This is a genomic window from Streptomyces sp. GC420, from assembly GCF_009916105.1.
Classification (GTDB): domain Bacteria; phylum Actinomycetota; class Actinomycetes; order Streptomycetales; family Streptomycetaceae; genus Streptomyces.
Genome location: NZ_JAAAXQ010000266.1, coordinates 1 through 11,806, shown reverse-complemented (window position 1 = coordinate 11,806; position 11,806 = coordinate 1). Strand labels below are relative to the sequence as shown.

Sequence of the window (11,806 nt, the reverse complement as noted above, 5' to 3'; positions counted from 1 at the left end):
GGGTGGGTTGCGTGAGGTGGCGGCGCCGTTCGTGGTGCCCGGCCCCTCGGGGGTCGCGATCCGCACTCGCCTCAAGGGCCTGAGCGCCGGGGACCAGATGGTTTTGCGCCTGGTCGGCGATCACCTGGGTCCGCTCGCCTCCCGTGATCCGAGGGCGCGGTGCGCGGCCGGGTCGGAGCACGGCAGTGGGCAGTGGGCCGAGCGCAAGCGTGTCCTGACCGCGGAGTCGTCGTCGCGCTGGGCCGGGGCGATCACGAAGACCACCAACGATCAGTGGGCGCTGGCCCGCAGGGCTCAACTCGCCCACATCCACGGCGTCGAGGCCGGAATCAAGGCTATCGGGCACCGGCTGTCCCGGCCGGTGGGCGAGGAGGGCAGCAAGCGGGCGCCGGGTGGCTACCGCTCGCGGCGGGAGTGGCATGCCAAGTCCCGCCGCCTGCGGGTGCTCGAAGACCGGCTCAGAGCCGTGCGGGCCGAGCGTGACGCCGGGCGGGTGCGGGTGGTGCGCGGCGGGAAGCAACTGCTAACACCCGGCACCACCTGGAGCAGGCCCACCTCACCGATACCCAGTGGCGTACTCGATGGGAGGCGGGGCGCAGGTTTCTGGCTGCGGACGGCGAGTCCGGCAAGCGGTTCGACAACGAAACCATCCGTGTCACCCCCGGCGGCGAGGTGTCGATCAAACTGCCCGCGCCGCTGGCGTAACCACCAGGACCCGCAGGACCACCCGCCACGACGCGGCAGCCGTGGCGATCGGAAGACGCGCCCTCGGGCACCCGATCCGGCGACGGACGGCACCGCCCCGCGACGACCGGAGCGATCGTCGCGGGCATCGGAACGCCCAGGCCGGACACGGCACCCGAGGGCATGAGGAAACCCGCCCCCGCATCCCCGGACCACGCACACGATGCGTGCCACCGGACGCGGAGCGAACGCGGGCGACCAGGACACCCAAAACCGTTCGGGGCGTCCGCAGTGACCAGGCTTGGGTCCAAGACTCACTCCTGCTCGCTGATTAGGAACGGTGGAGTTCGAAGGCCGCCTTCTCACCGACCGATGCGGAAACAGCGCGTCAGAAGACCGATTCGGCCTCGTCCATCCGGCTCGCCGGCACCCGCTTCAGCTCGCTGACGGCCTCCGCCAGCGGCACCATCTCGATGTCGGTCCCGTGCAGCGCCGTCATCATGCCGAACTCCCCGCGGTGGGCCGCCTCCACGGCGTGCCAGCCGAAACGGGTGGCGAGTACGCGGTCGTAGGCGGTCGGCGTGCCGCCGCGCTGGACGTGCCCCAGGATGACCGGCTTGGCCTCCTTGCCGAGCCGCTGCTCGAGCTCCGCGGCGAGCATGTTGCCGATACCGGCGAAGCGTTCGTGGCCGTACTGGTCGATGACACCCTTCTTGTAGGGCATGGTGCCCTCGGCGGGGCGCGCTCCCTCGGCCACGCAGACGACGGCGAACTTCTTTCCGCGGGCGAAGCGTTCCTCGATCATCTCGACCAACGCCTCGATCTGGAAGGGTCGTTCGGGCAGGCAGATGCCGTGGGCGCCGCCCGCCATGCCCGACTCCAGGGCGATCCAGCCCGCGTGGCGGCCCATCACCTCGACGACCATGACCCGCTGGTGCGACTCCGCGGTGGTCTTCAGGCGGTCCATGGCCTCCGTGGCGACGCCCACCGCGGTGTCGAAACCGAAGGTGCGGTCGGTGGCGGAGATGTCGTTGTCGATGGTCTTCGGTACGCCGACGACGGGCAGCCCGGCGTCGGAGAGCATCCTGGAGGCGGTGAGGGTGCCTTCGCCGCCGATGGGGATGAGGACGTCGATGCCGAACTGGCGGGCCATGTCGCGGCCCTGCTCGCATGCCTCGAGGAGCCTGCCCCGTTCCAGCCGGGAGGAGCCGAGGATGGTCCCGCCCCGGGCGAGGATGCCGCTGACGGCCTCCAGGTCGAGCTTGCGGTACTGGCCGTCGAGAAGACCGCGGAAGCCGTCCTCGAACCCGATGACCTCGTCGTTGTGTCCGGCCACGGCCCGGTGCACGACCGACCGGATCACTGCGTTCAGGCCGGGGCAGTCGCCGCCTGCGGTGAGTACTCCGATGCGCATCGTGTTGTATCTCCTGGTCCCTAGCGGTACACGAGCCAGTCTGATTGTTCCACGCGGGGCCAAAGTCCGTGGCGCCGTTCGCCCGGCACGGAAACCACACCCCCCGCCGGCCGTGCCGTACCTACCCTCAAGGGTAGTGTCAAGAGGGCCAGCCGAAGACAACGGGCCTTCTGACCAGTGGTGATGTCACTGGGTGACGCCGAGGAACGGAGAGCACGCGTGACGCGCAGCGTGTACGTGACCGGGATCGACCGGGGTGACGGCCGCCAGGTCGTCGAGCTGGGAGTGATGGAACTCCTCACCCGTCATGTGGACAAGGTCGGGGTGTTCCGCCCGCTGATGCACAGCGACGGGCCCGACAGGCTCTACGAGCTGCTGCGTTCCCGCTACCGGCTCACCCAGGCACCGGAGTCCGTCCACGGGATGAGCTACGAGGACGGCACCGCGCTCCAGGCGGAGCAGGGCACGGACGAGCTGGTGTCCCGGCTGGTGGACCGTTTCCACGAGGTCGCCGGGGAGTACGAGTACGTCCTCGTCCTGGGGACCGACTTCGCGGGCACGAACGTTCCCGCGGAACTGGCGCTCAACGCCCGGCTCGCCAACGAGTTCGGCGCCTCCGTCATCCCCGTGGTCGGCGGGCAGGGCCAGACCGCCGAGTCGGTGCGCGCCGAGGCCCGCAACGCCTACCGGGCGTACGACGCCGAGGGCTGCGACGTCGTCGCGGTGATCGTGAACCGGGTGGCCCCCGCCGACCGCGAGGTGATCGCCGAACGGCTCTCCGCCCGGCTCCCGGTGCCCTGCTACGTGCTGCCCGAGGACGCCTCCCTGTCCGCGCCGACGGTGCAGCAGATCGCCACCGCGCTGGGCGGCGAGGTACTCCTCGGCGACGGCGCGGGCCTTGCCAGGGACGCGCTGGACTTCGTGTTCGGCGGTGCGATGCTGCCGACCTTCCTCGCGGCGCTGACCCCCGGCTGCCTGGTGATCACCCCCGGCGACCGCTCCGACCTGGTGATCGGCGCGCTGGCCGCGCACAGCGCGGGCACGCCGCCGATCGCCGGCATCGTGCTCACCCTCGACGAGCGGCCGGGCGAGGACATCATGGCGCTGGCCGCCCGGCTCGCGCCCGGGACGCCGGTCGTCTCCGTGCCCGGGTACAGCTTCCCGACCGCCGCCGAACTGTTCGCGCTGGAGGGGAAGCTGACGGCGGGTGCCCCGCGCAAGGCGGAGACGGCGCTGGGGCTCTTCGAACGGCACGTGGACACGGCGGAGCTGACGAACCGCATCTCGCTCGCCAAATCCAGCCGGGTCACCCCGATGATGTTCGAGCACGAGCTGATCGAGCGTTCCCGCTCGGCGCGCCGGCGGGTCGTGCTCCCGGAGGGATTCGAGGAGCGGGTCCTGCGGGCGGCGGACGTCCTGCTGCGGCGCGACGTGTGCGACCTGACCCTCCTCGGGGAGGAGCCGGCGATCCGCAAGAAGGCGGCCGAGCTGGGCATCGACCTGTCCGGCGCGCAGATCATCGACCCGCAGACCTCGCCGCTGCGGGAACTGTTCGCCGAGCGGTACGCCGGTCTGCGGGCGCACAAGGGCGTCTCGGTGGAGCTGGCCCACGACATCGTCGCCGACGTCTCGTACTTCGGCACGCTGATGGTCCAGGAGGGGCTGGCCGACGGCATGGTGTCGGGGGCGGCGCACTCCACGGCCGCGACGATCCGCCCCGCCTTCGAGATCATCAAGACCGCGCCGGGCGCGGCGATCGTCTCCTCCGTGTTCTTCATGTGCCTGGCCGACCGGGTCCTGGTGTACGGCGACTGCGCGGTGAACCCCGACCCGAACGCGGAGCAGCTCGCCGACATCGCCGTCCAGTCCGCGTCCACCGCCGCGCAGTTCGGCGTGGAACCGCGGATCGCCATGCTGTCCTACTCCACGGGTACGTCGGGCTCGGGAGCGGACGTCGACAAGGTCCGCCGCGCGACGGAGATCGTGCGGGCGCAGCGGCCCGACCTGCTGATCGAGGGGCCGATCCAGTACGACGCGGCGGTGGAGCCCACGGTCGCGGCGACGAAGCTGCCGGAGTCGGAGGTCGCGGGCCGGGCGACGGTGCTGATCTTCCCGGACCTCAACACGGGCAACAACACGTACAAGGCCGTGCAGCGCTCGGCGGGCGCGATCGCGGTCGGGCCGGTGCTCCAGGGGCTGCGCAAGCCGGTCAACGACCTGTCCCGGGGCGCGCTGGTGCAGGACATCGTCAATACCGTCGCCATCACGGCGGTCCAGGCCCAGACCGCCGACCCGGCGGCCGCGCCGCCGGCCGCGGCTCCCGCCCCGTGATCCGTCCCGTGACCCGTCCCTCCGTCGTCAGAAGGCTTCCAGCAGTGACCGCGACCCGCGTCCTCGTCCTCAACTCCGGCTCCTCCTCGGTGAAGTACCAGCTGCTCGACATGCGGAACGGCTCCCGCCTGGCCGTGGGGCTGGTGGAGCGGATCGGTGAGCAGTCCTCCCGCCTGGTCCACGGCGAGCGGGTGCGCACCGAGCCGATCGCCGATCACGAGGCCGCGCTCAAGGCGGTCTCCGAGGAGCTGGCACAGGACGGTCTCGGTCTGGACTCCCACGAACTCGCGGCCGTCGGCCACCGGGTGGTGCACGGCGGAATACGGTTCACCGAACCGACGGTGATCGACGACGACGTACTCGCCGAGATCGAGCGGCTGGTGCCGGTGGCGCCGCTGCACAACCCGGCGAACATCATGGGCATCAGGGTCGCCCGGGCGATGCGGCCGGATCTGCCGCAGGTAGCGGTCTTCGACACCGCCTTCCACACCACGATGCCGGAGCACGCGGCCCGGTACGCGATCGACGTGGAGACGGCCGACGCGCACCGAGTGCGCCGCTACGGCTTCCACGGCACCTCGCACGCCTATGTGTCGCGGCGGGCGGCGGCGCTCCTCGGGCGGGACCCGCGGGAGGTCAACGTCATCGTGCTGCACCTGGGGAACGGGGCCTCGGCGTCCGCCGTCGCGGGCGGCCGCTGCGTCGACACGTCGATGGGGCTGACCCCCTTGGAGGGGCTGGTGATGGGTACGCGGTCCGGAGACCTGGACCCCGCGGTGATCTTCCATCTGACGCGGGTGGCGGGAATGTCGGTCGACGAGATCGACACCCTGCTGAACAAGCGAAGCGGCCTGCTCGGCCTGTGCGGTGACAATGACATGCGCGAGATCATCCGGCGGACGGAGGCGGGGGACGCGGCGGCGCGGCTCGCCTTCGAGATCTACGTCCACCGGCTGAGGAAGTACATCGGCGCCTACACCGCCGTACTGGGCCGGGTGGACGCGGTCGTCTTCACGGCGGGTGTGGGCGAGAACGCGGCGCCGGTGCGGGAGGCCGCGGTGGCGGGCCTGACGGAGGCGCTCGGCCTGTCGGTGGACCCGGAACTGAACGCGGTGCGTTCTTCGTCCCCACGACTGATTTCGCCGGACGGCGCCCGGGTCGCGGTGGCCGTGGTGCCGACCGACGAGGAATTGGAGATCGCCACGCAGACCTACGCATTGGTCGGGAAAAAGTGAACGCCTGAGCGCGCCCCCTCACATTTGTACTTTCCACCAGGCGGAATATTCCACTGAGAAACAAACCGATAGGATCCGCCCCATGCGCCGTTCCAAAATCGTCTGCACCCTCGGCCCAGCCGTCGACTCCTACGAACAGCTGAAAGCGCTGATCGAAGCGGGTATGAACGTGGCCCGGTTCAACATGAGCCATGGCACCCACCCGGAGCACGAGGAGCGGTACCACCGTCTCCGCAAGGCCTCGGAGGACACCGGCCGTGCCGTCGGTGTGCTCGCCGACCTCCAGGGCCCGAAGATCCGCCTGGAGACCTTCGCCGAGGGCCCCGTCGAACTCGTCCGCGGGGACGAGTTCACCATCACCATCGAGGACGTCCCGGGCGACAAGTCCATCTGCGGTACGACGTACAAGGGCCTGCCGGGCGACGTGTCCCACGGCGACCAGATCCTCATCAACGACGGCAACGTCGAACTGCGGGTCACCGAGGTCGACGGCACCCGGGTGAAGACCGTGGTCATCGAGGGTGGTGTGATCTCCGACCACAAGGGCATCAACCTGCCCGGCGCGGCGGTCAACGTCCCCGCACTGTCCGAGAAGGACATCGAGGACCTGCGGTTCGCGCTGCGCATGGGCTGCGACCTGGTCGCCCTGTCCTTCGTGCGCGACGCCGACGACGTCAGGGACGTCCACCGCGTCATGGACGAGGAGGGCCGCCGCGTCCCCGTCATCGCCAAGGTGGAGAAGCCGCAGGCCGTCGCCAACATGGACGCCGTCGTCATGGCCTTCGACGGCGTGATGGTGGCCCGCGGCGACCTGGCCGTCGAGTACCCGCTGGAGCGGGTGCCGATGGTGCAGAAGCGGCTGATCGAGCTGTGCCGCCGCAACGCCAAGCCGGTGATCGTCGCGACCCAGATGATGGAGTCGATGATCACCAACTCCCGCCCGACCCGCGCCGAGGCCTCCGACGTCGCCAACGCCATCCTCGACGGGGCCGACGCGGTCATGCTCTCCGCGGAGTCCTCGGTCGGCGCCTACCCGATCGAGACGGTCAGGACCATGTCCAAGATCGTCCAGGCCGCCGAGGAGGAGCTGCTCTCCAAGGGCCTCCAGCCCCTCGTCCCCGGCAAGAAGCCGCGTACCCAGGGCGGTTCCATCGCCCGCGCCGCCTGCGAGATCGCCGACTTCCTCGGCGGCAAGGCACTGGTCGCCTTCACCAAGTCCGGCGACACCGCCAGGCGGCTCTCGCGCTACCGCGCCCAGCAGCCGATCCTCGCCTTCACCACGGACGAGGGCACCCGCAACCAGCTCTCGCTGAGCTGGGGCGTCGAGTCCTTCGTCGTCCCGTTCGTGGAGTCCACCGATGCCATGGTCGACCTCGTGGACGGCGAGGTCCGCAAGCTGCGCCGCTACGACAACGGCGACCTGATGATCGTCACCGCCGGCTCGCCCCCCGGCGTCCCCGGCACCACCAACATGGTCCGCGTCCACCACCTGGGCGAGCAGGGCTGACGCCCCCTCCCGGACGAAGACGCGCACGACGAGGGCGGTGCCCCGGATCCCACGCTCCGGGGCACCGCCCTCTCCGCCCACCGGCGGTCATCCGCCCGCGGGCCGCCGATCCGCCGGACGTCCGCCGCGCTCCGGCGTGCCAGGTGCGCGCCGAGGTCCAGCCGGTCGACGTCGTCGAAGATCCCGCTCACCCGAGACTCGGCTTCCCACGCCGGAGGGCCGGACGCCGCAGCCGTCGCCCTCGCGTCAGTCGACCAGGTCGTCCCACACGTTGAGGCAGCCGTCGTCCACGACGAACTCGTGGTACCCGAGCCGTTCGCCGAGCAGCAGGAACCGGGCATGCCGCGTCTCACTGATCGGCACGAAGTACGCCTGCATGGCCCGCAGGAAGAGCCTGAACCCGAGGTCGGCGCCGACCTCGGGGAGAGCCCTTTCCAGCGCGCTCACGACGTCCGGCAACGGATCGGCGTAGGCGCTGGTCACGGCGGCCTCCGTGAGTGCCGGTGCACACCCCCGGATCTCCTCCAGGACGGCCTGCGTCAGCGCCTGGTCGGGATCGGGCCCCGCGGCGGCGGGTGTGAAGGAGGGATCACCGCGACGGATCCGGGCGACGCACACATCGGCGATCCGGCGCAGCCAGGTCCGGCTGTCGAGGCCGTGGGCGGCAGGGTCGAAGTACGCACGCGTCGCGGCCAGCCACAAGGTATGGATCACCTCGTCGGGCAGAGCGGACCCCACCAGCCGCTGGACGTCCTCCAGCAGCTGATGGGCGTACGCGACGCTCTCGAACCTGTCCGTCATCCCCTCGACGAGATCGAGGGCGTCGGCCTCGGACCGGATCTCCGCGGAGGGCCGGAACTTCTGGGTGAGCCCACTGAGTCCGAAATCCTGATCGAACTCGTCACGCGGCTTGACCATGATCGGTGTCCTACTCCGGGTATGAGGTGTAGACGACGTACTTCTGCGGGTGCCCCTTGACGTACTTCAGCTGAATCACCACGTGGTTCCCCGTCGGGGTGCCGGCCCGGGGTCCGTTCTTCTCCCACTTCGTACCCAGCGATCCTTCATTCCTGAGCTGCCACCTCAACTCCTTGAGGTCGTGCCGCGGGTCGAAGCCGATGCCCTTGCGTACCCTTTCCTCCTGCTTCTTGATCCAGTTGTCCAGGACCTTCACGTTGGAGCCCCGCTTGATCCACTCCTCGAACGCCGCATTCACTGCCCGCATCGCAGTGGCCTGATCGTTCCATCCGGTGGCGATCCCCTTCTGCTGAGCTTGATTCCACATGGTCGCGGCATCGGGGTTGACGTGATCGCCCAGGGTGTGTGCGCCCCCGACGCCCTCGTCGGCGACGATGTTCGTGCAGTTGTGGACCAGGACGTCCTGCGGCCTGTCGCCGCGGGTGCTCACGAAGAAGGTGTGCAGCCCGCCGACCGTCAGGTCGAAGACCTCGCTCGGGGCGAGTCCCTTCCGGTCACGCAGCGCGGTCACGGCCCGGACGGAGCCGTCCGGTGTACGCAGCCGGTCTCCTGCCCGAAGGTCCGAAACCACCGTCCAGCCCTGCCCGACCACGAAGAACCGGTGCCCCGCCGTGCTGGTCACCAGGGATCCGCCCGCCACGGTGACGTCCACGAGGCGGTCGGCGTCGTGCCGGAAGGTGTGGGTCACCGGGCGGGGACGGTGCTCACCGGTGGCGGGGTCGGCAGCCAGCAGCCGCTCGCCCTGCCGGATCTCACTGATGGCCTTGCGGGAACCGTCGGCCATCAGCACCCGCGTGGCCCCGGGGAAACTGTTGACCCGGCAGGCGGCGACCACATCCTCGTAGACGTTCACCTGACGCTCGATGGTGGCCAGGATCTGCGGGTCGACGTCCAAGGTCTTCAGGGCACGGAGGGCATCGGCCACACCGACCCCCGTCTTCATGGCCGCGTCCAGCGCCCTGATCCCGTCGATGGCGTCAGCGATCTTCTTCCCCGGGATGAAGTTGCTGGCCGCCCATGCGCACCCGCTGGCGCTGCCCTTCGCGCAGTCGATGAAGTCCTGCACGAACATGTCCCACAGCAGGCTCAGGAAGACCTTGTCCACCATCTTGGTGACGTCCCAGGTGGTGAACGTCTCCGTCATGTACGCCGTCTGGTTCTTGTACGTCTCACTGCCCAGCCAGGTGATGCTCTCGGTGGGACAGGTCGCCGCCGTCACCTCGCCGTCGCCGGAGCCCATGCAAAGGTAGAAGTCGACCTTCAGGTCGTACCTCAGTTTGAACTTGACGTCGCAACTGTCCCAGGCCGTGCCGTCCAGCTCACAGGGGTTCATCGCCTCGGGGTCCCCGAGCGGGGTCACCTTCTGCTTGGTGAAAACACCCCCGATGCCAGTGGCCCCACCGTTGGCGACGGTCTCCCGCGCCTTGTCCGCCTCGGCCCGCGTGGCCGCGTCCTGCGCCTCCTGCGCGGCTTCCTGGGCGCGTGTCGCCGCGGCCTCGGCATCGGTGGCGTCCGCGTCGGCCTTGTCCGCGACATCGCGCGCGGTGGCCGCATCGTCCTCCGCCGCGCTCGCCGCGCTGCGCGCCGACCGTGGCCCGCTCCCTCGCCGTTGAGGGGGCGGGCCACGGTCTGTCTGCGGCTCCCGGACGGTCCTGCGGTACGGGGTCAGCCCGTGAAGTAGTTGTGCAGGCCCGGCACCGTGAGCGTGCCGCCGAACTGGCCGGCCTGGGTGACCTTGACGTCGGTGAAGAAGGCGAAGGGCACGTTCAGCGGCGGAGGGGTCTCCGGACTGAAGGTGATCGGGATGAGACCGAAGAGGTTGCCCTTCAGCTCCTCCGTGTACATGGTCACCTTGCCGTCCCGGATGGTGGAGGTGGACCCCTTGTCCGCCTGCACGTGCGCGGTCTTCCCCTCCGGTCCGACGACCAGCTGGTGCAGGTCCTTGATGTCGATCGAGTCGGCGGTGAACTTCAGCGCCTTCTTGATCTTCCCGCTGCCGGTCCTGACCTCGACGATGCCCTCGTAGTCGAGCCCGCGCAGGGTGAGCATCGAGCTCTCCAGGATCCAGGGGTCGTCCGGGAGGTCGGGCAGGCCGCCCTCGAGGTCGGCGGCGGCCAGGGCCTTGGGGTCGGCGGTCGGGCAGGGGAAGGGCTCCTTGCCGTCCGCGTCCTTCGTCCCCGTCTCGTCGAGCGGGTTCTCCTCGGTGTCCTTGACGGAGTCGTCGAGCTCCTCGACGTCCTCGCCCGCTTCGGCCGCCGCCTCCTTGATCTTGTCGGCGGTCTCGTCCGAGGGGGCGTCGTCCTTCGTACCGGAGTCGGATCCGGAGGAGCCCGAGCCCGTGCCGGAGTCCGTGGAGTCGCCGGTGTCCCCGCTGTCGGGGCCGCCGGTGTCCGGCGTCTCGGTCTGCGTGGCCGAGGGGGTCGGCGTGGGCTCCGCCGTCTCCTCGTCCTCGATGCCGAACAGGTCCTTCAGCGCGTCACCGACGCCCAGCGGGTCCAGCGGATTGGTGGTCTCGGAGGCCGAGGCACTGGGTGTGGGGGTGGGCTCGGTGGTCTTCGGGGCGGACTGCCCCGCCGCCTCGGTGGTCCCGGCCGCCGAGGGCGTCTCGCCGGGCTGCGGCTCCGACGCGCCGCCGTCCGTGCCGCTGCCCGCGGAGGGGCTGGGCTCGGGCGTGGGCTCGGCCGACGCGGAGGCGGAGGGCGAGGCCGAGGGGCTCGCGGACTCCTCCCTCTCCGGCTCGTCGGACTGGGTCACGCAGGGCCCGGGCGCGAAGGGTATGTCCTTCGGGTCGTCGGCGAGCGCGAGTCTGGGGGTGAGCCCGAGCGTGACGAACACGGCCGTCGGCATCGCGGCCAGGGCCATCGCCTTGCCCGCCGGCATCTGGATCTTGGTGAGCAGCGACTTCCTGGGGGCGGCGTGCCGCGGTCCCCTGCTCACGCGGGACGCGTCGCTGCCGGAACCCGTCAGCTGCGTCTCGTCACCCGGCACTGTTCCTCCCGCCATTGACGTCGACTGTCGGACCGGCCGCCACGGACGCCTTCGCGTCGTCCGGCTCGCCGCCCTGCGCGGCCTCCGGAGCGTCCTCGCCGTGCGAGGAGTACGAGCCGTCCTCGTAGGGGAGTCCGCCCAGGCCGTCGCCCTCGGGGGCGTCGCCCTGCGGGGTCTTCTCGAACGGCTCCGCGGTGTCCGCGGCCGGGGGCACGCCCGGCGCCCAGGCGATGCTCAGACCGCCGCCGACCACCGCGAGCAGGAACCCGATGAAGAAGCCTCCGAAGTTGGACACCGGAAGCGACACCAGACCGAGCAGGATCGCCGCGACACCGGCGAAGACCCGCACGATGCTGTGGAACCACATGGTCAGGCCCAGCGTCACCAGCAGTACGCCGATGATCAGCGAGCCCGAACCCGCTGTGGTGGCCACGGTCATCGACATGTGGCCGAGCTTGAGGTTGGCGTACGGAAGGTAGGCGATGGGCAGGCCGCCCAGCATGGTGAACAAGCCCGCCCAGAACGGCCTTGTGCCCCGCCAGCCGCGGAACCGCAGCCGCCAGTAATGGAATCCGCGGGTGACCGGAGACTCGGCGCTCATGGAAAACAGCTCCCTGGAACCGGCAATTCAAGTGGAGAAGAGAAGGGGTGAAGCGGGCGGGGGTGGAA

8 protein-coding genes and 1 pseudogene are annotated in these 11,806 nt (G+C 70.2%); 4 read left to right on the top strand and 5 right to left on the bottom strand.

Annotated elements, in window-relative coordinates:
* A pseudogene (locus tag GUY61_RS40525) lies at positions 1-1,019 on the top strand (hypothetical protein); the annotation flags it as partial.
* 53 nt (positions 1,020-1,072) lie between these two features.
* On the opposite strand, the gene GUY61_RS26865 reads toward GUY61_RS40525, so the two are convergent.
* Positions 1,073-2,098 (bottom strand): ATP-dependent 6-phosphofructokinase, encoded by a 1,026-nt coding sequence (locus GUY61_RS26865; protein WP_166632832.1) that lies wholly within the window; start codon positions 2,096-2,098, stop codon positions 1,073-1,075.
* A 219-nt stretch (positions 2,099-2,317) separates the two neighbouring features.
* On the opposite strand from GUY61_RS26865, the gene pta reads away from it, so the two are divergent.
* From pta to pyk, 3 genes are all read left to right on the top strand, one after another.
* Positions 2,318-4,429, top strand: a complete 2,112-nt coding sequence (pta, locus tag GUY61_RS26860) for a phosphate acetyltransferase (protein WP_166632831.1) — start codon at positions 2,318-2,320, stop codon at positions 4,427-4,429.
* Positions 4,430-4,473: 44 nt separating this feature from the next.
* A complete protein-coding gene (locus GUY61_RS26855; protein ID WP_166632830.1) occupies positions 4,474-5,664 on the top strand; it encodes an acetate kinase in 1,191 nt (396 codons plus the stop codon).
* Between the two features lie 82 nt (positions 5,665-5,746).
* Positions 5,747-7,171, top strand: a complete 1,425-nt coding sequence (gene pyk, locus GUY61_RS26850) for a pyruvate kinase (protein ID WP_166632829.1) — start codon at positions 5,747-5,749, stop codon at positions 7,169-7,171.
* Between the two features lie 246 nt (positions 7,172-7,417).
* Here pyk and GUY61_RS26845 read toward each other — a convergent pair whose 3' ends face one another.
* From GUY61_RS26845 to GUY61_RS26830, 4 genes are all read right to left on the bottom strand, one after another.
* Complete coding sequence (locus GUY61_RS26845) at positions 7,418-8,089, bottom strand: hypothetical protein (protein WP_166632828.1); 672 nt, start codon at positions 8,087-8,089, stop codon at positions 7,418-7,420.
* A 10-nt stretch (positions 8,090-8,099) separates the two neighbouring features.
* Positions 8,100-9,509: a polymorphic toxin-type HINT domain-containing protein gene (locus tag GUY61_RS41630; protein ID WP_166632827.1), complete on the bottom strand. Its 1,410-nt coding sequence runs from the start codon at positions 9,507-9,509 to the stop codon at positions 8,100-8,102.
* A 305-nt stretch (positions 9,510-9,814) separates the two neighbouring features.
* Positions 9,815-11,137 carry a hypothetical protein gene (locus GUY61_RS26835; RefSeq protein WP_166632833.1) on the bottom strand — a complete coding sequence of 441 codons (1,323 nt, stop codon included), beginning with the start codon at positions 11,135-11,137 and terminating at the stop codon, positions 9,815-9,817.
* Entirely contained in the window at positions 11,127-11,738 is a 612-nt protein-coding gene (locus GUY61_RS26830; protein ID WP_166632826.1) for a DUF6114 domain-containing protein, read from the bottom strand. Before GUY61_RS26830 ends, GUY61_RS26835 begins: the two co-directional genes overlap by 11 nt.
* Positions 11,739-11,806 lie beyond the last annotated feature (68 nt).

Bases quoted from the DNA above. Each gene is read 5' to 3' on its own strand.
- GUY61_RS26865 (WP_166632832.1), bottom strand. From the start codon at position 2,098: ATGCGCATCGGAGTACTCACCGCAGGCGGCGACTGCCCCGGCCTGAAC.
- pyk (WP_166632829.1), top strand. From the start codon at position 5,747: ATGCGCCGTTCCAAAATCGTCTGCACCCTCGGCCCAGCCGTCGACTCC.
- GUY61_RS26845 (WP_166632828.1), bottom strand. From the start codon at position 8,089: ATGGTCAAGCCGCGTGACGAGTTCGATCAGGATTTCGGACTCAGTGGG.
- GUY61_RS26830 (WP_166632826.1), bottom strand. From the start codon at position 11,738: ATGAGCGCCGAGTCTCCGGTCACCCGCGGATTCCATTACTGGCGGCTG.